General features: G+C 76.7%; 26 protein-coding genes. 14 read left to right on the forward strand and 12 right to left on the reverse strand.

Annotated features, from left to right (window positions below; translation table 11 throughout):
• Window positions 1-96: 96 nt before the first annotated feature.
• On the forward strand, window positions 97-279 hold the full coding sequence (locus ACI781_RS07565; protein ID WP_456565466.1) for a hypothetical protein: 183 nt from the start codon (window positions 97-99) through the stop codon (window positions 277-279).
• A complete protein-coding gene (locus ACI781_RS07570) occupies window positions 240-623 on the forward strand; it encodes an XdhC family protein (protein WP_456565467.1) in 384 nt (127 codons plus the stop codon). The genes ACI781_RS07565 and ACI781_RS07570 overlap by 40 nt, the downstream gene beginning before the upstream one ends.
• On the opposite strand, the gene hisN is transcribed toward ACI781_RS07570, so the two are convergent.
• Window positions 614-1,417: a histidinol-phosphatase gene (gene hisN, locus ACI781_RS07575; RefSeq protein WP_456565468.1), complete on the reverse strand. Its 804-nt coding sequence runs from the start codon at window positions 1,415-1,417 to the stop codon at window positions 614-616. The two genes, ACI781_RS07570 and hisN, sit on opposite strands and share 10 nt — an antisense overlap.
• Before the next feature lie 43 nt (window positions 1,418-1,460).
• On the opposite strand from hisN, the gene ACI781_RS07580 reads away from it, so the two are divergent.
• Window positions 1,461-2,009: a DUF2087 domain-containing protein gene (locus ACI781_RS07580; protein WP_456565469.1), complete on the forward strand. Its 549-nt coding sequence runs from the start codon at window positions 1,461-1,463 to the stop codon at window positions 2,007-2,009.
• A gap of 135 nt (window positions 2,010-2,144) precedes the next feature.
• Here ACI781_RS07580 and rsgA read toward each other — a convergent pair whose 3' ends face one another.
• From rsgA to ACI781_RS07595, 3 genes are all read right to left on the reverse strand, one after another.
• Window positions 2,145-3,017, reverse strand: a complete 873-nt coding sequence (gene rsgA / locus ACI781_RS07585; protein ID WP_456565470.1) for a ribosome small subunit-dependent GTPase A — start codon at window positions 3,015-3,017, stop codon at window positions 2,145-2,147.
• Window positions 3,018-3,160: 143 nt separating this feature from the next.
• A complete protein-coding gene (gene aroA / locus ACI781_RS07590; protein ID WP_456565471.1) occupies window positions 3,161-4,429 on the reverse strand; it encodes a 3-phosphoshikimate 1-carboxyvinyltransferase in 1,269 nt (422 codons plus the stop codon).
• A gap of 46 nt (window positions 4,430-4,475) precedes the next feature.
• Window positions 4,476-5,939: an NAD-dependent succinate-semialdehyde dehydrogenase gene (locus ACI781_RS07595; RefSeq protein WP_456565472.1), complete on the reverse strand. Its 1,464-nt coding sequence runs from the start codon at window positions 5,937-5,939 to the stop codon at window positions 4,476-4,478.
• A 141-nt stretch (window positions 5,940-6,080) separates the two neighbouring features.
• On the opposite strand from ACI781_RS07595, the gene ACI781_RS07600 reads away from it, so the two are divergent.
• Window positions 6,081-6,827 (forward strand): SOS response-associated peptidase, encoded by a 747-nt coding sequence (locus ACI781_RS07600; RefSeq protein WP_456565473.1) that lies wholly within the window; start codon window positions 6,081-6,083, stop codon window positions 6,825-6,827.
• A gap of 1 nt (window position 6,828) precedes the next feature.
• Entirely contained in the window at window positions 6,829-8,373 is a 1,545-nt protein-coding gene (locus ACI781_RS07605) for a fused MFS/spermidine synthase (protein ID WP_456565474.1), read from the forward strand.
• An 11-nt stretch (window positions 8,374-8,384) separates the two neighbouring features.
• On the opposite strand, the gene ybaK is transcribed toward ACI781_RS07605, so the two are convergent.
• Entirely contained in the window at window positions 8,385-8,858 is a 474-nt protein-coding gene (gene ybaK / locus ACI781_RS07610; RefSeq protein WP_456565475.1) for a Cys-tRNA(Pro) deacylase, read from the reverse strand.
• Between the two features lie 209 nt (window positions 8,859-9,067).
• Between ybaK and ACI781_RS07615 the strand changes: the two genes are divergently transcribed.
• Together ACI781_RS07615 and rsrA are read left to right on the forward strand one after the other, a co-directional pair.
• A complete protein-coding gene (locus ACI781_RS07615; RefSeq protein ID WP_456565476.1) occupies window positions 9,068-9,751 on the forward strand; it encodes a sigma-70 family RNA polymerase sigma factor in 684 nt (227 codons plus the stop codon).
• Complete coding sequence (gene rsrA, locus ACI781_RS07620) at window positions 9,748-10,092, forward strand: mycothiol system anti-sigma-R factor (RefSeq protein ID WP_456565477.1); 345 nt, start codon at window positions 9,748-9,750, stop codon at window positions 10,090-10,092. Before ACI781_RS07615 ends, rsrA begins: the two co-directional genes overlap by 4 nt.
• A gap of 95 nt (window positions 10,093-10,187) precedes the next feature.
• Here the strand turns inward: rsrA and ACI781_RS07625 are convergent, their stop codons facing one another.
• Window positions 10,188-10,262 (reverse strand): 50S ribosomal protein bL37, encoded by a 75-nt coding sequence (locus ACI781_RS07625; protein WP_014377707.1) that lies wholly within the window; start codon window positions 10,260-10,262, stop codon window positions 10,188-10,190.
• A gap of 190 nt (window positions 10,263-10,452) precedes the next feature.
• Between ACI781_RS07625 and ACI781_RS07630 the strand changes: the two genes are divergently transcribed.
• The 6 genes from ACI781_RS07630 to ACI781_RS07655 all read left to right on the forward strand — a co-directional run bounded on the left by ACI781_RS07630 (window position 10,453) and on the right by ACI781_RS07655 (window position 16,951).
• The gene (locus ACI781_RS07630; protein ID WP_456565478.1) at window positions 10,453-11,505 is read left to right on the forward strand and encodes a biotin carboxylase N-terminal domain-containing protein; all 1,053 of its coding nucleotides are present in this window, start codon (window positions 10,453-10,455) and stop codon (window positions 11,503-11,505) included.
• Window positions 11,506-11,526: 21 nt separating this feature from the next.
• Window positions 11,527-11,784 carry a biotin/lipoyl-binding carrier protein gene (locus ACI781_RS07635; RefSeq protein ID WP_456565479.1) on the forward strand — a complete coding sequence of 86 codons (258 nt, stop codon included), beginning with the start codon at window positions 11,527-11,529 and terminating at the stop codon, window positions 11,782-11,784.
• A 71-nt stretch (window positions 11,785-11,855) separates the two neighbouring features.
• Window positions 11,856-13,340 (forward strand): sensor histidine kinase, encoded by a 1,485-nt coding sequence (locus ACI781_RS07640; RefSeq protein ID WP_456565480.1) that lies wholly within the window; start codon window positions 11,856-11,858, stop codon window positions 13,338-13,340.
• A 114-nt stretch (window positions 13,341-13,454) separates the two neighbouring features.
• Entirely contained in the window at window positions 13,455-14,153 is a 699-nt protein-coding gene (locus ACI781_RS07645; protein ID WP_456565481.1) for a hypothetical protein, read from the forward strand.
• Between the two features lie 31 nt (window positions 14,154-14,184).
• Window positions 14,185-16,323, forward strand: coding sequence for a sensor histidine kinase (locus ACI781_RS07650; protein WP_456565482.1), 2,139 nt, complete (start codon window positions 14,185-14,187; stop codon window positions 16,321-16,323).
• A complete protein-coding gene (locus ACI781_RS07655; protein WP_456565483.1) occupies window positions 16,295-16,951 on the forward strand; it encodes a response regulator in 657 nt (218 codons plus the stop codon). The genes ACI781_RS07650 and ACI781_RS07655 overlap by 29 nt, the downstream gene beginning before the upstream one ends.
• Window positions 16,952-17,029: 78 nt before the next feature.
• Here the strand turns inward: ACI781_RS07655 and ACI781_RS07660 are convergent, their stop codons facing one another.
• Complete coding sequence (locus ACI781_RS07660) at window positions 17,030-17,350, reverse strand: WhiB family transcriptional regulator (RefSeq protein ID WP_456565484.1); 321 nt, start codon at window positions 17,348-17,350, stop codon at window positions 17,030-17,032.
• 270 nt (window positions 17,351-17,620) lie between these two features.
• Window positions 17,621-18,661 (reverse strand): diacylglycerol/lipid kinase family protein, encoded by a 1,041-nt coding sequence (locus ACI781_RS07665; protein WP_456565485.1) that lies wholly within the window; start codon window positions 18,659-18,661, stop codon window positions 17,621-17,623.
• Between the two features lie 65 nt (window positions 18,662-18,726).
• On the opposite strand from ACI781_RS07665, the gene ACI781_RS07670 reads away from it, so the two are divergent.
• Window positions 18,727-19,242 carry a hypothetical protein gene (locus ACI781_RS07670; protein ID WP_456565486.1) on the forward strand — a complete coding sequence of 172 codons (516 nt, stop codon included), beginning with the start codon at window positions 18,727-18,729 and terminating at the stop codon, window positions 19,240-19,242.
• Between the two features lie 11 nt (window positions 19,243-19,253).
• Here ACI781_RS07670 and ACI781_RS07675 read toward each other — a convergent pair whose 3' ends face one another.
• The 4 genes from ACI781_RS07675 to ACI781_RS07690 are packed head-to-tail and all read right to left on the reverse strand — an operon-like array spanning window position 19,254 to window position 22,016.
• On the reverse strand, window positions 19,254-20,036 hold the full coding sequence (locus ACI781_RS07675) for an HAD-IIA family hydrolase (RefSeq protein WP_456565487.1): 783 nt from the start codon (window positions 20,034-20,036) through the stop codon (window positions 19,254-19,256).
• The gene (locus tag ACI781_RS07680) at window positions 20,033-20,518 is read right to left on the reverse strand and encodes an N-acetyltransferase family protein (RefSeq protein WP_456565488.1); all 486 of its coding nucleotides are present in this window, start codon (window positions 20,516-20,518) and stop codon (window positions 20,033-20,035) included. Before ACI781_RS07680 ends, ACI781_RS07675 begins: the two co-directional genes overlap by 4 nt.
• On the reverse strand, window positions 20,515-21,342 hold the full coding sequence (gene pssA, locus ACI781_RS07685; protein WP_456565489.1) for a CDP-diacylglycerol--serine O-phosphatidyltransferase: 828 nt from the start codon (window positions 21,340-21,342) through the stop codon (window positions 20,515-20,517). Before pssA ends, ACI781_RS07680 begins: the two co-directional genes overlap by 4 nt.
• Before the next feature lie 11 nt (window positions 21,343-21,353).
• Window positions 21,354-22,016, reverse strand: a complete 663-nt coding sequence (locus ACI781_RS07690; RefSeq protein WP_456565490.1) for a phosphatidylserine decarboxylase — start codon at window positions 22,014-22,016, stop codon at window positions 21,354-21,356.
• Window positions 22,017-22,089 lie beyond the last annotated feature (73 nt).

Raw genomic sequence — 22,089 nt, forward strand, 5'->3', positions numbered from 1 at the left:
CCGGGCACCGCCGCTGCTGCCAGGGAGCTCACAGCCGGCGTCCCTCCGGTGCCCGGCCCCTGGCGGCGGGACGCCGGCGCGGGCGAGGATCGACCGGTGACCGAGACCGTGGACCCGACCTGCGGCGTGGCGCACGGCGCGCCCGCCCCCGAGGTGACCGGCCGCGTCCTGGTGGCCGTGTTCGCCTCCCCGGTGGCCGAGGGCTGCTGCGCTGGGCGCCCGAGCTCGGCTACCGCGCCGTGCTGCTGGACCCGGACCCGGCACGGGGCGCACCGGTGACGCGGTTCGACGGGGCGGACCTGCCGATGGCCGACGCCGACGTCGTGGTCACCGACCACCACCGGCCCGAGCTCGGGGAGGTGCTGCGCGACGCGCTGGCCCGGCCGGTGCGCTGGGTGGGCGTGATGGGCAACCCGCGGCACGAGGGGCCGCACGTCGCGGCGCTGACCGCCCTCGGCGTCCCGGCGGCCGACATCGCGCGGGTGCACCGGCCCATCGGGCTCGACATCGGGTCGCGCGCGCCCGCCGAGATCGCGCTGAGCACGCTGGCCGGGCTGCTGGCCGACCGCAACGGCCGGTCCGGTGGTCCCGCGCACGCCCGCGCGGGAGCCGTTCAGGCCTGAGCGGTTCCCCGCAGGTGCGCCAGCGCGGCGTCGTGCAGGTGGCCGTTGGTCGCCAGCGCGCTGCCGCCGGCCGGGCCGGGGGCGCCGGAGACGTCGGTGAACGTGCCCCCGGCCTCGCGGACGATCACGTCCAGGGCGGCGAGGTCCCACACCGACACCTCGGGCTCGCAGGCGATGTCGACGGCGCCCTCGGCGAGCAGCACGTAGCTCCAGAAGTCGCCGTAGGCGCGGGTCCGCCACACGCTGCGGGTCAGGTCGAGGAAGCCGTCGAGGGCGCCGCGCTCCTCCCAGCCCGACAGCGACGAGTAGCTCAGGCTGGCGTCGGCCAGGTCGCGCACGCCCGACACCCGGCAGCGCGTCGCGGACTCCAGCCGCCGCCCGGTCCAGGCTCCGACGCCCTTGGCCGCCCACCAGCGGCGGTTCAGCGCCGGCGCGGACACCAGCCCGACGACCGGCTCGTCCCCGTCGAACAGCGCGATGAGCGTCCCCCAGACGGGCACGCCGCGGACGAAGTTCTTCGTCCCGTCGATCGGGTCCAGCACCCAGCGGCGCGGCCCGTGGCCCGTCGTCCCCATCTCCTCGCCGAGGACGGCGTCGCGGGTGCGCGCCCGCGCCAGGGTGATGCGCAGCTGCTCCTCGACCGCCCGGTCGGCGTCGGTGACCGGCGTCAGGTCGGGCTTCGTGTCGACCTGGAGGTCCTGCGCGCGGAAGCGGTCCATGCTGATGCTGTCGGCCTGGTCGGCCAGCACGTGCGCCAGGTGCATGTCCCCGGTGTGGTCGCGGCCCGACGTCATGGGCACCGAACCTAGCGGGCGCGGTCTGGTTACCGTCGCAGGCGTGGACGCGAGACCCGACGCGACGACGATCGCGGGGCTGCTCGCCGACCCCACGCGGCTGCGGGTGGTGGCCGCGCTGGCGCTCGGTGCGGGCACGATCGAGGAGGTCGCCGCGGCGGCCGGGCTGTCGCTGAAGGACGTCGCGCTCGCCGCCCGCCGGCTGGCCCGCGCCGGCCTGGTGCGCCGCGACCGGCACGCGCTCGAGCTGCTGACCGACCGGTTCGGCGCCGCCGCCCGCGCCGCCGCGCAGGCCGCGCCGCGCCCCGAGCCGCTGTCGGACGACCCGGCGGAGGACGCCGTCCTCTCCGCGTTCGTCCGCGACGGGCGGCTGGTGTCGATCCCGGCGCAGGCCACCAAGCGGCGGGTGGTGCTGGAGCACCTGGTGCGGGTGTTCGACGTCGGCGTCCGCTACCTCGAGCGGGAGGTCAACGCGCTGTTGGCGGTCTGGCACCCCGACACGGCGGCGCTGCGGCGGTACCTGGTCGACGAGGGGCTGCTCACCCGCGAGGCGGGGCTGTACTGGCGCAGCGGCGGCTGGGTGGACGTGTAGGAGCCGCGCCCGCGCCCCGCCGGCGTGCGCGCCCGCATGCGCATGGCGGCGGTCACCCGGGCCGGGGTGACCGCCGCGATGCGCATCGCGGTGCCGGTGCCGGTGCCGGTGGCGGTGCGGTGGCTGGTGCGGGCGTCAGTAGCCGGGGCCGACCTGGCCGACGGCGCCCAGCAGCACCCGCACCGCCCGCAGCTGGTCCTGCCGGTGCGGTGGACCCGTCGCCGCCCAGGCGTCGAGCGCGCAGTCGGGGTCCGCGGCGGTGTGCCCGCAGCCGGGTGGGCACTCCTCGGCGGCTCCGGCGATCTCGTCGAACGCCGCCAGCACGTCGCCGGCGGTCACGTGCGCGAGGCCGAACGAGCGGATGCCCGGGGTGTCGATGACCTCACCCCCGGCCGGCAGGTCCAGCAGCACCGCCGACGACGACGTGTGCCGGCCCTTGCCGATCTTGCTGACGTCGCCGGTGGCCCGGAACGCGTCGGGCACGAGCCGGTTCACCAGTGTCGACTTGCCGACACCGGACTGGCCGACGAGCACGCTCATCCGTCTCCCGAGCCGCGCCAGGAGGTCCTCCAGGGAGGCCTCCCGCGACATCGGGACGGCGTCGACGTCCAGGCCGGCGTACCGGTCCAGCAGCGGCTGCGGGCTGGCCAGGTCGGTCTTGGTCAGGCACAGCAGCGGCTCCAGCCCGCCGGCGTAGGCGGCGACCAGGCAGCGGTCCAGGAAGCCGAGCGCCGGCTCCGGGTCGGTCACCGACGTGACGATCACCAGCAGGTCGGCGTTGGCGACGACGACCCGCTCGGTCGGGTCGGTGTCGTCGGCGGTGCGCCGCAGCGACGTCACCCGGTCCTCGATCACCACGATCCGGGCCAGGGTGTCCGGCCGGCCGCTGGTGTCGCCGACCACCCGCACCCGGTCACCGACCACGACGCCGTGGCGGCCGAGCTCCCGGGCGCGCATCGCGGTGACCTCGAGCGGGGCGCCGCCGGGGCCCGCGACGCGCACCTGCATCCGCCCGCGGTCGACGGCGACCACGAGCCCCGGGACGGCGTCCTCGTGCGCCGGCCGGGTCCGCGTGCGGGGCCGCGAGCCGCGCCGGCTGGGGCGCGAGCGGACGTCGTCCTCGTCGGAGCGGCTGTCCAGCCGCCGGGGGCTCAGGACGCGCTCCCCAGCATCGCCGCCCAGCGCTCGCGGAAGTCCGGCAGGGTCTTGGTGACCGCGCCCGGGCCGGTGACGCGGACGCCGTCGACGGCCAGCCCGAGCACCGCCGCGGCGTGCACCATCCGGTGGTCGGCGTAGGAGTCGACCTCCGCCGCCCGGAGCCGGCCCGGCTCGATGACCAGGCCGTCGGGCAGCTGCTGCACCCGGGCGCCGACGGCCGACAGCACCTCGTCCAGGGCCTGCAGCCGGTCGGTCTCGTGGCCGCGCAGGTGCCCGATCCCGGTGAGCCGGGAGGGGCCGTCGGCCAGGGCGCACAGGGCGGCGAGCACCGGGGTCAGCTCACCGACCTCGCCGAGGTCGGCGGTGAGCGGGCCGATGGCCCCCGTGCCGGTCACGGTCAGCCCGGCGGCGGTGCGCTCGACGGTCGCGCCCATCGCGGTGAACAGCGGCCCGAGGTGCGCGCCGGGCTGCGTGGTCTGCTCCGGCCAGTCGGGGACGGTCACCCGCCCGCCGGTGACCAGCGCCGCGGCCAGGAAGGGGGCGGCGTTGGACAGGTCGGGCTCGACGGCGCGGTCGACGGCACGGACCGGTCCGGGGGCGACCCGCCAGCCGCGGCCGGTCGCGGTCACCTCGACCCCGTGCTCGCGCAGCGTGGTCACCGTCATCTCGACGTGCGGCATCGACGGCAGACCGCCGGCCGGCGCGAGGTCCAGGCCCTCGTCGAACCGGGCCGCGGCCAGCAGCAGCCCGGAGACGATCTGGGAGGACTCGCTCGCGTCCACCGTGACCGGCCCGCCGCGGACGCCGCCCCGGCCGTGCACGGTGAACGGGGCCCGGCCGCGGCCGCCGTCGTCCACCTCGACGCCCAGGTCGCGCAGCGCCGCGACGAGACCGGCGTTGGGCCGCTCGTGCAGCCGCGGGTCACCGTCCACCCGGACCGCACCGTCGGCCAGCGCGGCCACCGGGGGCAGGAAGCGCAGCACCGTGCCGGCCAGGCCCGCGTCGACCTCGGCGGGGCCGCGCAGCGGCGCCGGCGTGACGAGCAGGTCCCCGCCGTCCTCGTCGATCCGCACGCCCAGGGCACGCAGCGCGCCCGCCATGAGGTCGGTGTCGCGGGCGCGCAGCGGGCGGACGAGCCGGCTGGGGCCGTCCGCCAGCGCGGCCAGCACCAGCGCCCGGGCGGTGATGGACTTCGACCCGGGCAGGGGGACGACGGCGTCCACGGGGGAGGGCGCGTGCGGCGCCGGCCAGACCTCGCTCACGCGCTCAGTCTGCCCGGCGCCGTCTCGCTGGACCCGGGGTCCTTCCTCAGCCGGCGACGGGCTTGGACGCCTTCCTCGCCGGGACCGTGCGCACCAGGCGGCGGTTGGCGAACTCGAACATCGCCAGCTCCGACAGCTCGCGGCCGTAACCGGACCGCTTCACGCCGCCGAAGGGCAGCTCGGGGGAGGAGCCGGTGGGCTGGTTGATCCACACCATCCCGGCCTCCAGCCGCTCGGCGACCGCGCGGGCCCGGTCGAGGTCGCTGCTCATGACCGTGGCGCCCAGGCCGAAGTCGCTGTCGTTGGCCAGGGCGACCGCCTCCTCGTCGTCCTTCACCTTGTAGACGACGGCGGCGGGCCCGAACAGCTCCTCGCGGAAGGCCCGCATCTCCGGGGTGACGTCGGTGAGGATCGTCGCCTCGACGAAGGCGCCGGGCCGGTCGGGCCGCTTGCCGCCGGCCACGACGGTCGCGCCCTTGTCGATCGCGTCCTGGATCTGGGCGTGCAGGTCCTGCGCCGCGCGCTCGCTGGACAGCGGGGCCAGGGACGTCGCCGGGTCGGCCGGGTCACCGGGGGAGAAGGTCGAGAAGGCCTGCCGCAGGCCCTCGACGAAGGGCTCGTAGAGCTCCTCGGTGACGATCAGCCGCTTGGACGCCGTGCACGCCTGGCCGGTGTTCTGCATGCGGCCCGTGGTGGCGGCCTTGACGGTCGCGGCCATGTCGTCGGCGTCGAGCACGATGAACGGGTCGCTGCCGCCGAGCTCGAGCACGGACTTCTTCAGGTACTTGCCGGCGAGGGCGCCCACGGAGCTGCCCGCCCGCTCGCTGCCGGTCAGCGTCACGCCCTGGATGCGCGGGTCGGCGATGACCTGCTCGACGTCCTCGATGCGCAGGAAGGTGTTGGTGAACACGCCCTCGGGGGCGCCGGCGTCGGTGAACAGCGCCTCGATGGCCTCGGCGCACTGCGGGGTGATCTCGGCGTGCTTGAGGATGACGGTGTTGCCCAGCACCAGGTTCGGCCCGGCCACGCGGACCACCTGGTAGAAGGGGTAGTTCCACGGCTCGATGGCCAGCAGGACGCCGATCGGCCGGGTCTCCACGACCGCCTCGCCGCGGCCCATCATCGGGGTGATGGACGTCGGCTCGAGGAAGCCGGGGCCGTTGTCGGCGTAGTAGTTGAGGATCATCGAGCACAGGTACAGCTCGCCGGTCGCCTCCTCGAACCGCTTGCCCATCTCGGTGGTGATGAGCTTCGCGAGGTCGTCGCGGCGCTCGTCCATCAGCTCGGCGGCCCGGCGGACGACGGCGGCCCGCTCCTCGACCGGGCGGCGCTGCCACTCCTGGTATGCGGCGTGCGCCGTCCCGATGATCCCGTCGATGGCCTCGGTGGGGGTGAAGTCGAACTCCTTCTCCGTCTCGCCGGTGAAGGGGTTGACCGTGGCGTACCTCCGGCTGCCGGAGTCGCCGGCGGCCGTGGCGTGCTGGGTGTCTGACTGTTCTGTCGCGGTCACGCGTCGATCCTCGTCTCGTCCTCGTCCGTTGCCCAGGGCACCCCTACCCCCACGGGTGCCCGCCACGCGCGCACGGGCCACACGTCGGTGGGCGCCCCTAGGCTCGGCGGCAGCCAACGCGCCTGCAGGGAGGAGCCGCCGATGTGCGGTCGGTACGCCGCCAGCCGCCGCCCGGAGGACCTGGTGGTCGAGTTCGAGGCCGTCCCCGTCGAGGGGCAGGCGCCGTTGCCGGCCGACTACAACGTCGCGCCGACCAAGGACGTCTACGTGGTCCGGCACAAGCGCGAGCGGGACGCCGAGGGGGCGCTGACCGGCGGCGGCCACCGGGAGCTGCGCGCCGTCCGGTGGGGGCTGGTGCCCTCCTGGGCCAAGGACGCCTCGATCGGCAGCCGGATGCTCAACGCCCGCGTGGAGTCGCTGGCGGAGAAGCCGGCGTTCCGCCGGGCGGCGGCCTCCCGCCGCTGCCTGGTGCCGGCCGACGGCTGGTACGAGTGGGCCAGGCGCCTGGACCGGCCCGGCAAGCAGCCGTACTACATGACCCCGGCCGACGGGTCGGTGCTGGCCATGGCCGGGCTGTGGGAGGTCTGGGGCGAGGGCGAGGACCGGCTGTACACCTGCACCGTCATCACCTCCCCGGCCGTCGGTGCGCTGGCCGAGGTGCACGACCGGATGCCGCTGGTGCTGCCGCCCGACCGGTGGGCGGACTGGCTCGACCCCACCCGGCAGGACGTGGCCGCCCTCGCCGAGCCGACGCCGCCCGAGGTCGTCGAGGGCCTGGAGCTGCGACCGGTCAGCGCCCTGGTGAACAGCGTGAAGAACAACGGGCCCCAGCTGACCGAGCGGTCGGAGTCGGTCGCCGAGCCGGCCGAGCAGCCGGCGCTGTTCTGAGATGACCCCGGCCGACGACCCGCCCCCGGCCGACGACCCGCCCCCGGCCGCGGGGCCGCTGCCCCGCTGGCTGGCCGCCGGCCTGACCTTCCTCACCTCCGGTGCGGTGCTGGTCCTGGAGATCGCCGGACTGCGGCTGATCGCGCCCTACGTCGGGATCACGCTGGAGACCAACACGGCGGTGATCGGCTTCGCGCTGGCCGCCATCGCCGTCGGCGCCTGGGCCGGGGGCGGCCTCGCCGACCGCACCGACCCCCGGCGGCTGATCCCGCCGCTGGTGGTGGCCGGCGGGGCGCTGGTCGTGGCGGTGCTGCCGCTGGTCCGGTTCACCGGCGAGGCGTTCGGCGGCGGGGACGCCGGCAGCGTGCTGCTGCTGGCCTTCGTGGCGATCGTGGTGCCCGCGGCCCTGCTGTCGGCCGTCCCGCCGATGGTCGTGAAGCTGCAGCTGGCGAGCCTCGCCGAGACCGGCGCCGTCGTCGGCCGGCTGTCGGGCATCGGGACCCTCGGCGGCATCGCGGCCACCTTCCTCACCGGCTTCGTGCTGGTGGCGCTCTTCCCGACCAGCGGCATCCTGGTCGGTACCGGGCTGCTCACGGTGCTGGCGGGCGTCGTCGCCGCGGTGGTGCTGCGCCGCCCGGCGGCGGCCACCCGGCGGTGGACGGCCGGGCTGCTGGTCCTGGCCGTGGGCGTCACGCTGCTGGCGGCGCTCGCGCCCAGCCCCTGCGAGGAGGAGACCTCCTACCACTGCGCGCGGGTGGCGACCGACCCCGATCGGCCGGCCGGGCGCCTGCTCCTGCTGGACACGCTGCGCCACTCCTACGTCGACCTGGCCGACCCCACCCACCTGGAGTTCGAGTACGTCCGCGCCATCGCGACGGTCACCGACGTGCTCGCCCCCGCGGGGCGGCCGGTGTCGGCCCTCCACCTGGGCGGGGGCGGGCTCACGGTCCCGCGCTACCTGGCCCGGGTGCGGCCGGGCACCGAGAGCCTGGTGCTGGAGGTCGACCCCGGCGTCGTGGCCGTCGACCGGGCGCGGCTGGGGCTGCGGACCTCCGAGGACCTGCGCGTGCGGGTCGTCGACGCGCGCATCGGGCTGGGCGACGAGCCGGCCGGTGGTCGCGACCTCGTCGTCGGGGACGCCTTCGGCGGGCTGTCGGTGCCGTGGCAGCTGACCACCCGCGAGGCGCTGGAGGAGGTGGACGCGGCGCTGGCCGACGCCGGCGCCTACGTCGTCAACCTCATCGACCACCCGCCGCTGGACTTCGTCCGCGCCGAGCTCGCGACCCTGCGCGCGGTGTTCCCGCACGTCCTGCTGCTCGCGCGGGCGCCGGTGCTCGCGGGGGAGGACGGCGGCAACGTCGTCGCGGTGGCCGCGCGCCGGCCGCTGCCCGTCGCCGCCCTCACCGCGGCGCTGCCCGGGCGGGACCTCGCCTGGCAGGTCGCCGGCGGGGCGGAGCTCGACCGCTTCGTCGGGGACGCGCCGGTGCTCACCGACGACCACGCGCCGGTGGACCAGCTGCTCACCCCCTACGGCGCCCCCGGCTGACCCGCCGGCGGTCAGCGGCCGATCGGCGCGGTGCGGGCGCGGGTGAGCCGCACCAGGTCGGCGGGGGCCAGCTCGACCTGCAGCCCCCGGCGGCCGGCGCTCACCATCACCGTCGCGAACCCCAGCGCGGAGTCGTCCACCACCGTCGCCAGCGCCTTGCGCTGGCCCAGCGGGCTGATCCCGCCGCGCACGTAGCCGGTGGTGCGCTCGGCGTCCGCGGGATCGGCCATCGCCGCCTTCCGCCCGCCGGTCGCGGCGGCCAGCGCCTTGAGGTCCAGCGTGGTCGCCACGGGGACGACGGCGACGGTGAGCGCGCCGTCCACCCGGGTGACCAGCGTCTTGAACACCTGGCGGGGATCGGAGCCCAGCGCCGCGACCGCCGCCTCCCCGTGCCCCTGGCCGGACGGGTGCTCGGGGTCGTAGGAGTGCAGGGTGTGCGCGACCCGTGCCCTCTCCAGGACCCGGACCGCGGGGGTGGCCGCCACGGCGCGGCAGCCTAGCGAGGCGCCGTCCGGGGAATCGGCGCCGGACCCGGGCGGTTGGACCCGGCGTGACCAGCACCCCCTCGACCGCCCGCGCGCGGGCCGGCGCCGGTCCCGCCGTGCGCCGCCGTCCGCCGGGCCGCCCCGATTCCGCACGACTAGGATCGTCCGAGGTGGCACCCCGCGTCCGGGGTGCGCAGAGAGGACGGTCGGTGCCCGAGGAGCCCACGAGCACGGACGAGGCGACGGTCGGCGCACCCGTCGAGGTGCCGGAGGCCCGTGAGGGCGGCAGCCGCGCGGAGGTCGCCGAGACGCGGGCCGAGCGCGACGCCCGCTTCGAGCGGGACGCGCTGCCCTACCTCGACCAGCTCTACCCGGCCGCGTTGCGGATGACCCGCAACCCCGCCGACGCCGAGGACCTGGTCCAGGAGACCTTCGTCAAGGCCTACTCGGCCTTCCACCAGTTCGCCGAGGGCACGAACCTCAAGGCGTGGCTGTACCGGATCCTGACCAACACCTACATCAACAGCTACCGCAAGAAGCAGCGGCAGCCGCAGCAGTACCCCACCGACCAGGTGCAGGACTGGCAGCTGTACGCGGCCGAGGAGCACACCTCCAACGGCCTGCGGTCGGCCGAGATCGAGGCGCTGGACCACCTGCCGGACTCCGACATCAAGGAGGCCCTGCAGCAGCTGCCCGAGGACTTCCGGCTCGCGGTCTACCTGGCCGACGTCGAGGGCTTCGCCTACAAGGAGATCGCCGAGATCATGGGCACGCCGATCGGCACCGTGATGTCGCGGCTGCACCGCGGCCGGCGAGGACTGCAGAAGCTGCTGGCCGATTACGCCCGCGAGCGCGGATTCGTCCGCGCGGGCGCCGGGGAGGAGGCGTCGTGAGCGAGCACCCCGACGGGCACGTCGAGATCAACTCCTGCGACGACGTCCTGTCGCACGTCTTCGAGTTCCTCGACCACGAGACCGACGACGCGCGGCGGGCGGTCATCGCCGAGCACCTCGAGGACTGTTCGCCCTGCCTGCGCGAGTTCGGCATCGAGCAGGAGTTCAAGGCGCTGGTCCGCCGCCGCTGCGGGGGCGACCAGCCACCGGTCGGCCTGCGCGACCGGATCAAGATGCAGCTGACCAGCGTCTCCTTCGAGGAGGACGGCACCACGGTCAGCGTGGAGCGGATCACGACCGAGGTCGTCACCGAGCGGACCGGCGAGCGCCCCACCGCCTGAGCGGCGGGGCGCCCGCACCGGCCGCGCCACCCGGTCACCCGGCCCGGGCCCTGCTCGGGGGCTCGCGCCGGGTGCGTGGGGGCCGGGGCCCCGCCTCAGGCGTTGGGCCGCTTGCCGTGGTTGGCCTTGTTCCCCTTGCGGGAGCGACGCTTGCGTCCACGCTTGGACATCGCTGCCCTCCTTCCTCGGATCGTGCGGGAGGCGCCCGGCCGGGCACCTCGGAACGGCGGGACCGGCCGGGGCCCGGGTGTGCGGGCTCCTGGCGGACCCGCCAAGCTGACCGGGCAAGCCTCTCACGCCCGGCGCCGGGGACCGCGCCGGGCGGAGGGCGGGGACGCGACACGGGGAGGGTCACGGCCGGTGGGGCAGTCGGGGATCGAGAGCGTGCTCGTGGCCGGGCGCGGCCCGGCGGCCTGCGCGGTGATCGCCGCCTGCACGCGGCTGGAGATCAAGGCCGTCGCCGTCCACTCCGAGGCCGAGCGGCACGCCCTGCACGTCCGGATGGCCGACGACGCCGTCCTGCTGGGCCCCGCACCCGCCGCGGAGTCCTACCTCGCCGTCGACCGGATCGTCGAGGCCGCGCGGCGCAGCGGGGTCTCCGCCGTCCTCCCGGTTCCGCCGGCCCTGGCCGGCAACGCCCGGCTGGCCGGGGCGGTGGTGGCCTCCGGCCTGACCTGGGTCGGTCCCGAGGCCGCCGTCCTCGAGCGGCTCGGGGGCGACGGCGTCGAGCCGGCCAGCGAGCGGGGGCTGCTCGCGTGGGTCACCGACGAGGGCCTGCGCTGCGCGACGCCCGTCACCCGCGACCGCGCCGCCGGCATCGCCCGCGTGTCCTGGACGCCCGAGGAGCCGCCGCCCCTCCCGGCCGCCGCCCGCCGGCTGGTCGACGTCGGGTGGCGCGGGCTGGTCACCGTGGGCGTGGACCCCGACGGGGAGCTGGCCGAGGTCGCCGCCGGGTTCTCCCTGGACATGGCGGTGCTGGAGCGGGCCCACGGCGTGGACGCCGTCGACCTGGCGCTGCGCAGCGTCTCGGGGACCGCGGCCCGCCCGCTCGCGCCGGCCGACCCGCCCCGTGCCGCGGTGGCCGTGCAGCTGCGCTCGACGCTCCCGCCCGGGCGGGCCGGGCGGGTCACCGGCGGGCTGCCGGGACCGGGCCGGCTGCGCGGCCGGCGGCGGTCCCCGGACGTCGTGGCCACGCGCGGGTACGAGCCGGGGGACCGGCTGGACGGCTGGTACGACGCGCTGCTGGCCACGGTGAGCTCCGGTGCCGCGGACGTCCCGACGGCCGCGCGGGCGGTCAGCGACGCCCTCACCGGCCTGGGCGAGACCGGGGTGCCGCACGACGGCGCCGAGGTGTGCGCCGTCCTCGAGCGCCTGGCCACCGGCGAGCCCGTGCCCGGCGGGCGAGCCGGGTAGCCGGCCTCCCCGGGTGGTTGGATGACCACCGGCAGCGTCGACGTGCGGGAGGTGCCGGTGGCGGTCGAGGAGATCCACGCCGAGATGGTGTCCAGCGTGTGGAAGGTCCTGGTGACGCCCGGTGCGACGGTCGCCGCGGGCGACACCCTGGTCATCCTCGAGTCCATGAAGATGGAGATCCCGGTGCTCACCGAGCGCGCCGGCACGGTCGCCGAGCTGCACGTTGTCGAGGGCGAGGTGCTCCAGGAGGGCGACCTGATCGCCACCGTGGAGAGCTGACCGGCCCCACCACCGGACGCCGCTGCGGACCGGCCGGCGCCGGCGGCGGCACTCCTACGCTCGGGGGCACGATGAACACGCTCTCCGACCGCCTCACGCGGGGCTCGGCCACCTCGCCGTCGCAGGCCGACCACGCCCGCCGGCTGGTGGCCGACTGGCAGTTGCTGGCCGACCTCTCCTTCGCCGACCTCACCCTCTGGGTGCCCCTGCGGACCGGAGCGTGGTGGTGCGTGGCGCAGGTGCGCCCGCTGACCGCGCCGACCAGCCAGCCGGAGGACCTCGTGGGCAGCGAGGTGACCGGGGAGGACGCCGAGCCGTTCGTCGTCGCCCACCGCGAGGGCCGGCCGGTCACCGAGGGGGAGCCGGACTGGTCGGGCGCCACCCCGCGGCGGCGGGAGGTCATCCCCGTGCGGCACGACGGCGTCGTCGTCGCCGTCCTCGCGCGCGACACCAACCTGGCGGTGACCCGGTCCCCGTCGACGCTGGAGCTGACCTACCTCGACATCGCCGCGGACCTGTGCCTGATGGTCTCGGCCGGCACCTTCCCCCCGGAGCAGGTCCTCGACGCGGAGCTGAGCCCCCGCGTCGGCGACGGGCTGGTCCGGCTGGACGGCGACGGGCGCGCCGCCTACGCCAGCCCCAACGCGCTGTCGGCCTTCCGCCGCATCGGCGTGACCGGCGACGTCGTCGGTGCCGACCTGGCGCCGCTGAGCCGGGAGGTGGCCGTCGACCGGGTCGCCGGGGAGACCGTGGCCGCCGCCATCCGCGCCGCCGTCGCCGGCCGCTTCCCCGAGCCGATGGACCTGGAGGGCGCGGGCGCCACGCTGCTGGTCCGCGCGCTGCCGCTGCAGGCGCCCGGCGGGGAGGAGGGGGCCCTGCTGCTGGTCCGCGACGTCACCGACGTCCGCCGCCGCGACCGCGCGCTGCTCACCAAGGACGCCACGATCCGCGAGATCCACCACCGCGTGAAGAACAACCTGCAGACGGTGGCGGCGCTGCTGCGGCTCCAGGCGCGGCGGATGACCGAGCCCGCCGCCCGCGCGGCGCTCGAGGAGTCCGTGCGCCGCGTGGCGTCCATCGCCGTGGTGCACGAGACGCTGGCCGGCAGCCGCGAGGACGTCGTGGACGTCGACGACGTCCTCGACCAGGTGCTGCCGATGCTGGGCGACCTCACCTCGATCGGCCCGGCCGCCCGCACCTGCCGCATCGGCGCGTTCGGCGAGCTCCCGGCCGCCGCCGCCACCCCGCTCGTCCTCGCGGTCACCGAGCTGCTGCACAACGCCGCCGAGCACGCCTTCCCCGACGGCGAGACCGGCAGCATCGAGCTGCAGGCGGACCGGCACGGCGACGACCTCGTCGTCCGGGTGCGGGACGACGGCCGCGGGCTGCCGGCGGGCTTCGACGTCGCCGCCAGCGACGGCCTCGGGCTGCAGATCGTGCGCACGCTGGTCACCAGCGAGCTCGGCGGCGCGCTGACCATGGGGCCGCCGGGCGACGGCGGCCGGGGCACCGAGGTCGTGCTGGACCTGCCGGGGGCCGCCCGCCCGCGCCGCTGACCGCCCCGCCGGCCGTCCCGGGGGTGTCCCGCGTGCCCGGGACGCGCTGCCCCATGTGGCCGGGCCCGGCCCGCGCGAGGGTCGCCTCCCCGCACCGATCCCGAGGAGGCCCCCGTGACCACCGCCCACCCAGTCCCCGCGCCGCTGCCCACCGCCCCGGCGGCACCCGTCCCGGTCCGGCCGCCCGGCCGCGCCTGGGCCTGGACCGGCCTGGCCGGAGCCGTCGTGGGCGTGCCGGGCCTGATGCTGACCGGGAACACCTACGACGCGTCGACCGGCGTGGTGGCCGACAACCCGGCGCTGCTGGCGGCGGTGACCGACAGCGCCGGGCTGGTCTGGGCGCAGCAGGTCGTCTGCGCGGTCGTGGCCGCCTGCTTCCTCGTCTTCGCCGCCGGGCTGCGCCGCTCGCTGGCCCGGCAGGAGCCGGCCGACAGCCTCGTGCCCGGCGTCGCCGCCGCGGGCGTCGTCGTGACGGCGGCGGCGGTCCTCGTCGGCGGGGGGATCAGCACCGAGCTGTACTGGGCGCTGACCGGCGACCAGCCGTTCGACCCGGACACCGTCGGCGCTCACCTGGCGCTCTACAACACCCTCCCGTGGCTGTGGGCCGGGTTGGGCGTCTCGGCGGCGGCCGTCGCGGTCGGCGGCTTCCGGCACGGCTCGGTGGGTCGCCCGACCGCCGTCGTCGGCCTGCTCGCCGCCCTCGCCGTCGCCGCGTCGCAGGCGATGCCGGTCCAGTACGTCGCCGTCCTGCCCGGGGGGCTGTGGGTCGCGGTCACGGCGCTGACCGCCGCGCTGGGACGGCGGCGGGCCTGACCCGGGCGCGCCGGCCGCTACCGTGCGCGCCGTGTCGACGTCCACGGCCGCCGGCCGCGCCCCCGCCGGGGCCGCGGCGGGCGGTCCGCGGCCGGGCGTGCCGGGCCGGTGGACGTCGTCGCTGCGGGCGGGCGCCCTGCCGACCGCGGCCGCCGTCCTGCTCCTCGCCGCGGCCGGGGCGGCGCTGTCGCTGACCGCCGGCCGGCCGCTGTCGGACTCGCTGCACCTGGTCCCCGTCGCGGTCTGCGCGGCGACCGGTGGGCTGGTCGCCCGGTCGCGCCCGGACAACGCGCTGGGCCACCTGCTGCTGGGCAGCGCGGCGGCGTTCGCGCTGCTGGAGGCCTGCGGCCAGCTGGCGCTGCGTGCCCCGGAGGGGTCGGTGGTCGCCGCCGTCCTGGGCTGGCCGCAGACCTGGCTGTGGGTGCCGGCGAACGCGTTGCTCACCGTCACGCCGGTGTTCTTCCCCGACGGCCGGGTGGCGGCGGCCTGGCGCCGGCCGCTGCTGGTCTTCGTCGCGGTGACCACCGCCGCCGCGGTCCTGTCGGCCCTGCGCCCGGGACCCGACGAGCAGCTCGGCGTGCCCGGGCGGCCCAACCCGCTGGGCGTGCCGGGGCTGGGTCCGGTGGCCGACGCGGTGGGCGGGATGTGCACGGTCGTCGCCGCGGCGGTGCTGGCGGGTGCGGGGCTGGACGTCGTCCGCCGGGTGCTGCGCGCGCCGGCCGGCTCGCGGCTGCGACAGCAGGGGGAGTGGCTGGCCTACGCCGCGGGGCTGGCCGCGCTGCTGGTGGCCGTCCGCCTGGCGGCCGGGCTGGCCGACGACGACCCGCGCGGGCTGTTCCCGCACGGCCTGGCGTGGGAGGTGGTGGGCACGCTCGCGGCGTGCCTGCTGCCGGCCGGGCTGGGCGTCGCCGTCGTCCGCCACCGGCTGCTCGACATCGACCGGCTGATCAGCCGCACGCTGGTTCTGGTCGCGCTCTCCGCGGCCGTCGCGGTCCTCTACCTGGCGGGGGTGACGGCCGCGGCCGGGCTCTTCGGGGGCACGGTCGAGCTGCCGGCGTCGCTGGGGGCGGCCGTGGTCGCCGCCGTGCTGCTCGCGCCGGTGCGCACCCGGCTGCAGCGCCGGGTCGACCGGCTGCTCTACGGCGAGCGCGGCGACCCCTACGCCGTCCTCGCCCGGTTGGGGCGCGAGCTGGAGTCCGCGCCGGGCGCGGTCTCGCTGCCCGCCGCCGCGCGCACCGTCCGCGACGCCCTGCAGCTGCCCGCCGCCGGCGTCGAGGTGCCCGGCGAGCGGGTGACCGCGGGCGTGCTGCCGCCGGACCCGGTGGCGCTGCCCCTGGTCTCCGGCGGCGAGCAGGTGGGCCGGCTGCTGCTGGCCCCGCGGCCCGGCGAGGCGACCCTGGGACGCCGGGACCTGCGGCTGCTGCGCGACGTCGCGCCGGGGATCGCCGGGGCGGTGCGCGCGCTGCGCGAGAGCGAGCGGGCCGGCCGGCTCGCCGCGGACCTGCAGCGCTCCCGCGAGCGCCTGGTCCTGGCCCGGGAGGAGGAGCGGCGCCGGCTGCGACGCGACTTCCACGACGGGCTGGGGCCGGTGCTGGCCGGCCTGGCGATGCGCGCGGAGACCGCGCGTGAGGTGGACGACCCCGCGGTGGTCCGGCAGCTGCTCGACGAGGTCGCCGAGGACGCGCGAACGGCGCTGTCGGACGTCCGGCGCCTGGTCGACGGGCTCCGCCCGCCCGCGCTGGACCACCTCGGCCTGGCCGGCGCGCTGGCGGCCACCCTGACCGGCCGCCCGCGCTCGGGCACGCCCGTGGCGCTGGACGTGCCCGAGCCGCTCGGGCCGCTGCCGGCCGCCGTCGAGGTCGCCGCCTACCGGATCGCGGTCGAGGCCGTGGCGAACGTCGACCGGCACGCCGGCGCCTCGGCCGCCGGGGTCCGGCTGGTCGCCGGCGGAGGCCGGCTGCGGGTGGAGGTCACCGACGACGGCCGCGGCTGTGACGGGACGCCGGGCGGCGGGGTCGGGCTGGCCTCGATGCGGGAGCGGGCCGCGGAGCTCGGTGGGAGCTGTACCGTCACCCGCCGCGTGGGTGGCGGCACCGTCGTCCGCGCCGAGCTGCCGCTGGAGCCGGGGGAGGGAGGTCACCGTGGAGCCGATCCGCGTCCTGCTGGTTGACGACCACGCGCACTTCCGGGCGGGGCTGCGGTCGCTGCTGGCGACCGCGCCGGACCTCGAGGTGTGCGGGGAGGCGGCCAGCGGCGAGGAGGCGCTGGCCGTCGTCGGCCGGACCGCGCCCGATGTGGTGCTGCTCGACCTGGGCATGCCGGGCATGGGCGGCGTGGCGGCGACGGAGCGGCTGGTGGCGGCCAGCCCGCACGCCCGCGTGCTGGTGCTGAGCATGTCCGACGACGACGACTCGGTGTTCGCCGCGCTGCGGGCCGGAGCCCGTGGCTACCTGCTCAAGGGCGCCGGCCGGGCGGAGATCCTGCGGTCGGTGCGCGCCGTGGCCGAGGGGGAGGCCATCTTCGGGCCGAGCATCGCGCTGCGCCTGGCGGCGTTCTTCGCCACCCCGCCGACGGAGCCCTCCCGGCCGCCGTTCCCCGAGCTCACCGCCCGCGAGCGGGAGGTCCTCGACCTGGTCGCCCGCCACCGGACCAACCCGCAGATCGCCGACGCGCTGGGGGTCAGCAGCAAGACCGTGCGCAACCACGTGTCCAACGTGTTCGCCAAGCTGCAGGTGGCCGACCGGGCCACCGCCGCGGAGCTCGCGCAGCGCTCGGGCCTGGGCGGCGTGGGTCGCTGACCGGCCCGGGAGACGCGAGAGGCCGGCCCGGTGCTCCGGGCCGGCCTCTCGCGTGGTGGTGCTGTGCTGGTGCGGCCGTCAGGCGCGGACGCGGGTCCGGGACTGCCGGCGCTTGAGCGCGCGGCGCTCGTCCTCGGAGAGGCCGCCCCAGACGCCGGAGTCCTGACCCGAGCGCAGCGCCCAGTCCAGGCACGACTCGACGACCGGGCAGCGCCGGCACACCGCCTTCGCCTGCTCGACCTGGACGGTGGCGGGGCCCGTGGTGCCGATCGGGAAGAACAGCTCCGGGTCCTCGTCGCGACAGAGGGCGCGGTGGCGCCAGTCCATGGTGGTGTGCTCCTCGAAGTCGTCTACGGTGCTGGTCGGGTCGCTGTCTCCGGGCGTCTGCGCGGGCGACACGACGTCGTGCCGTCTACCAGCGACCGCCTGCGCTTTGTTACGGGCAGGTTGCGTTCCTGGTCGCGATGTTTTCACGGCTCAGACGCCTGTCAAGCGCATCGAGGGCCCGGTGGGACCCCTCGTGAGCAAGCTCACCACGCCCGTGATAGGGGCGCCACTCGGCGGGGGTGGACGGTTGACAGGCCGACCCGGACGTGCCCTTCCGGCAACCGCTCGCGCGGCCCCGTCCGGCGGGCCCGCACCGAGCGCGCGGAGGGCGGGGTCCTCGCCTCAGGCGACGACGCGCAGGGCGGCGGGGACCGAGCGCAGGCGCAGGGCGGTGGCCGTGCCCAGGTGGTCGCCGTCCAGCTGCCACCCCTGCGGGCGGGTGGCGGTGAGGGTCAGCTCGGGCAGGTCGTGCCAGCGGTGCACCCGCCGGCCGCGGACGTCGGGCTGGGGGCCCATCACCTGGCGCACCGCGCGGAGCATGCCGACCGAGCCCACCCGGCCGAGGGCGAAGACGTCGAGGTGGGCGTCGAAGGAGGCCTCGGGGCTGGGGTTGACCGGGCGCGCCCCCAGGTAGGTCCACGGGCTGACGTTGGAGACCAGGCAGAGGAAGACCCCGTCGCGCGCGGGCTCGCCGGGCACCTCGACGGTGACGGCGGGACGGCGGCGCTCGCGGCCGAGCAGGAACGCCGTCGTCGCCTCCCGGACGTACAGCAGGCCGGTGGAGCGGCGGCCGCGGGCCCGCTGCGCCTCGACGCGGGCGATGACCTCGGCGTCGAAGCCGAACCCTGCGGTGAAGACGAACCAGCGCGGCTCGTTCCAGCCGGGGTGCGCGGCGGCGTCGCGGGCGGCCCGGGCGGGAGCGACCGCGGGGTCGACGGGCTCGGCCGGCGCGGTGCTGGTGCCCGAGGCGCTCGCCGTGCCGAGCGCGACCCGGCGGGTCCGCCCGGCGCGCAGGCTGTCCAGGATCTCCGCGGTCGCCTCCACCGGGTCGCGGGAGCGGCCCAGCGCCCGGGAGAAGACGTTGGTCGAGCCGCCGGGGACGACGGCCAGCGTCGGCACCTCCGCGCCGGGGCCGTCCTGCAGCAGCCCGTTGACCACCTCGTTGACGGTGCCGTCGCCGCCCAGGGCCACCACGACGTCCACGCCGTCGGCGCGGGCCTGCTGGCCGAGCTCGCGGGCGTGCCCGCGGTGCGTCGTCTCCGCCAGGTCGACCTTCAGCTCGCTGCCCAGGGCGCCGACGAGCACGTCGCGCACCTTGGTGTTGGTGGAGGTCGCCGCGGGGTTGGCCACCACGAGCGCGCGCATGCGGTCCAGGCTAGCCACGACCTGCACTCTCCCCGACCAGCAGCGTGTCAACCGTGTGGCCGCTGACGCGTAGCCTCGCTGCTGTGACGCAGGAGAGCGGTGCGCCCGGGCATGGGGACGGGCACGGCGGTGCGCAGCGGCGCGGCAGCCGGGTCGACCGCCTGCTCGGCGGTGCCGCCGACCCCGGGGCGCCGCGGCCGGCCGCCGACCGCCCGGAGGCGCCCGTCGCCGTCCGCCGGGCCGCGCTCGTCGTCGCCCTCGAGGCGGCCCTGCTGATCGGCGGCGCGCTCGTCCTGCTGTACCTGACCGTGACCGGCGACCCCGCCAGCGTCAGCAACGCCCTCGCCGAGGTCGTCTACGTCGGCATCTTCGGGGTCGCCATGGCGGCCGCCGCCGTCGGCCTCTGGCGGGTCTCCCCGTGGGCGCGGGGGCCGGTCGTGGTCCTGCAGCTGCTGCTCGCCGCCCTGGGGTACACGACGGCGTTCACCGCCGACCGCCCGCAGTTCGGCATCCCCGTGCTGGTGCTCGTGGTCGTGGAGCTGTACCTGCTGGCCACGCCCGAGGCCCGGCTGGCGTACTTCCGCCGCGGCGAGGACTGACCGGCCGGTCCCTAGACGAGGTCGACGACGTCGGCGATCGAGTCCAGCACGCGGCTCGGGCGGAACGGGAAGCGCGCGACGTCGGCGGCCCGGGTCGAGCCGGTCAGCACCAGGATCGTGTCGAGGCCGGCCTCGATGCCGGCGACGACGTCGGTGTCCATCCGGTCGCCGATCATGACGGTGCTCTCCGAGTGCGCCTCGATCCGGTTCATCGCGCTGCGGAACATCATCGGGTTGGGCTTGCCGACGAAGTAGGGCTCCGCCCCCGTCGCCTTGGTGATCATCGCGGCGACGGCGCCGGTGGCGGGCAGCGGGCCCTCCGCCGAGGGGCCGGTGACGTCGGGGTTGGTGGCGATGAACCGGGCGCCGGACCCCACCAGCCGGACGGCGCGGGTGATCGCCTCGAACGAGTAGGTGCGCGTCTCGCCGAGGACGACGTAGTCCGGGTCGGTGTCGGTGAGCGTGTAACCGGCCTCGTACAGCGCGGTGGTCAGGCCGGCCTCGCCGATGACGTACGCCGACCCGCCGGGCTGCTGGGTGGACAGGAAGTCCGCCGTCGCGAGCGCCGAGGTCCAGATCGACTCCTCGGGCACCTGCAGGCCCGAGCGGGCCAGCCGCGCGGCGAGGTCCCGGGGCGTGAAGATCGAGTTGTTGGTCAGCACGAGGAACCGGCGGCGCCGCTCGACCAGGCGCGCGAGGAACTCCGCGGCCCCGGGCAGCGCCTGGCCCTCGTGCACCAGGACGCCGTCCATGTCGGTGAGCCAGCACTCGGCCGGCTGGCGTCCGGTGCTCATGCGCGCCGGTCCGCGGCGAAGCCGGCCAGGGCCTCGTCGGTCAGCCGGAAGACGGTCCACTCGTCCATGGGCAGCGCACCCGCCGCCCGGTAGAAGTCGATCGCCGGCGCGTTCCAGTCCAGCACGGACCACTCCAGCCGGTCGTAGCCGCGCTCCACGCAGGTGGCCGCCAGGGTGCGCAGCAGCTCCCGCCCCAGGCCCGCGCCGCGGTGCTGCGGCTGCACGTAGAGGTCCTCGAGGTAGACGCCGTGGGTGCCGCGCCAGGTGGAGAAGTTGAGGAACCACAGCGCGACGCCGACGACGGCCCCGTCGCCGGTCACGGCGACGTGGCCGAACAGCGCGGGGGAGTCGCCGAACAGGGCGGCGGTGAGCTGCTCCTCGGTCAGCCGGACCTCGTGCAACGCCTTCTCGTACTCGGCCAGCTCCCGGACCAGGCCGACCACGGCGGGGACGTCGGTCTGCCGGATCACCCGGACACTCACGTGAGCAGCTCCTTGACGCGGCCGGGCACCAGCTTGGCCAGCGGCGACAGCGCCGGCACCAGGACGGGGGCGAACAGGTAGCCGTAGGCGAGCACGCAGCCGGTGACCACGGGCACGGTGACGAAGCCGATGACCATGACGACGGCGGCGGCGATCAGCCCGTACGGCCGGCCGCTCTTCGGGCTGACCAGCGAGCGGAAGGACCGGAAGCGCACGGTGCTCACCATCAGCAGCGCCGGGACCGCGACGATCAGCAGCACCCACAGCCGGTCGCGGCCCTGCATCTGGTCGCCGAACGCGAACACCGACGCGAGGACGACGCCCGCGGCGCCCGGGCTCGGCATGCCGGTGAAGTACCGCTTGTCCGCGGTCGGGTCGATCGTGGTGTTGAAGCGGGCCAGCCGGATCGCCGCGCACGCCACCCACAGCCCGCAGACGACCCAGCCGAGCGGGTCCCAGCCGTCGCGGCCCTCGGAGAACAGCGTGAACGCCAGCAGCGCCGGCGCCATGCCGAAGGAGACCAGGTCGGCCAGCGAGTCGAACTGCAGGCCGAACGGGGTCACGGCGCCGACCAGCCGGGCGACCGCGCCGTCGGTGATGTCGAAGACCACCGACAGCCCGACGAGGACGGCGGCCAGCGTGTGGTCGCCGCGGATGGACACCAGGATGGCGACGAAGCCGCACATCATGTTGGCGAGCGTGAACAGGCTGGGCAGGGTCGCCAGCGCCCGCCGGCGGGTGCCGCGGACCGAGCCGCGGACGAACTCCACCGTCGCCGTCCGCCGCGTCTGCGGCGGTCGGGCCCCCGACGCGGAACTGGGCATGCCGGCGGCTCCTAGCCGGCGGGCCAGCGGGCGATGACGGTCTCGCCGCCGCGCACGCGCTGGCCGGTGCGGACGAGGACCTCGCACTCCGGCGGGACGAAGACGTCCATCCGCGACCCGAACTTCATCAGGCCCATCCGCTCGCCGGTCGCCAGCCGCCGGCCCACGCCGGTCCGGGTCACGATGCGCCGGGCCAGCACGCCGACGATCTGGCGGAAGACGACCGTCCGGTCGCCCTCGCGCAGCCACAGCTCGCTGCGCTCGTTGCGGTGCGCGGACTCCTTGCGGTAGGCGGCCAGGAAGCTGCCCTTGCGGTAGGAGCTCTCCACCACCTCGCCGGAGTACGGCGAGCGGTTGACGTGCACGTCGACGACGGACAGGAAGACGCTGACCTGCTGCCAGTCCCCGGGCGGGGCGACGCCCTCCTGCGGCTCGCCGGCCACCATCACCACGCCGTCGGCGGGGGAGAGGACGTCGTCCGCGGCCGGGGGCTCCCGGTCGCAGCGGCGGTCCGGGTCGCGGAAGAACAGCGCCATGTAGGCCGACAGGCCGACGAGCGGCCACGCCAGGCGGCGGGGCCAACGGCGGCCGGACAGCGTCCCGGCGGTGGAGAGGAGGGCCGCAGGGGCCAGCGGGCCGGCGATGAAGGGCCAGCCGGCGGGGTCGATGCGCATGGTGCCCCCACGCTACCGGGGGCGGCCGGGCGAGGTCGGGGTCGTCGCCGGTCCGGTGCGCCCCGGCGACGAC

Source organism: Blastococcus sp. SYSU D00695, from assembly GCF_054050555.1.

Coding starts and splice junctions, on each gene's coding strand:
- hisN (WP_456565468.1), bottom strand. CDS start 1,417: ATGACGTCGGGCCGCGACCACACCGGGGACATGCACCTGGCGCACGTG.
- rsgA (WP_456565470.1), bottom strand. CDS start 3,017: ATGCAGGTGCGCGTCGCGGGCCCCGGCGGCGCCCCGCTCGAGGTCACC.
- ACI781_RS07600 (WP_456565473.1), top strand. CDS start 6,081: ATGTGCGGTCGGTACGCCGCCAGCCGCCGCCCGGAGGACCTGGTGGTC.
- ACI781_RS07605 (WP_456565474.1), top strand. CDS start 6,829: ATGACCCCGGCCGACGACCCGCCCCCGGCCGACGACCCGCCCCCGGCC.
- ACI781_RS07635 (WP_456565479.1), top strand. CDS start 11,527: ATGACCACCGGCAGCGTCGACGTGCGGGAGGTGCCGGTGGCGGTCGAG.
- ACI781_RS07640 (WP_456565480.1), top strand. CDS start 11,856: ATGAACACGCTCTCCGACCGCCTCACGCGGGGCTCGGCCACCTCGCCG.
- ACI781_RS07675 (WP_456565487.1), bottom strand. CDS start 20,036: ATGAGCACCGGACGCCAGCCGGCCGAGTGCTGGCTCACCGACATGGAC.
- pssA (WP_456565489.1), bottom strand. CDS start 21,342: ATGCCCAGTTCCGCGTCGGGGGCCCGACCGCCGCAGACGCGGCGGACG.
- ACI781_RS07690 (WP_456565490.1), bottom strand. CDS start 22,016: ATGCGCATCGACCCCGCCGGCTGGCCCTTCATCGCCGGCCCGCTGGCC.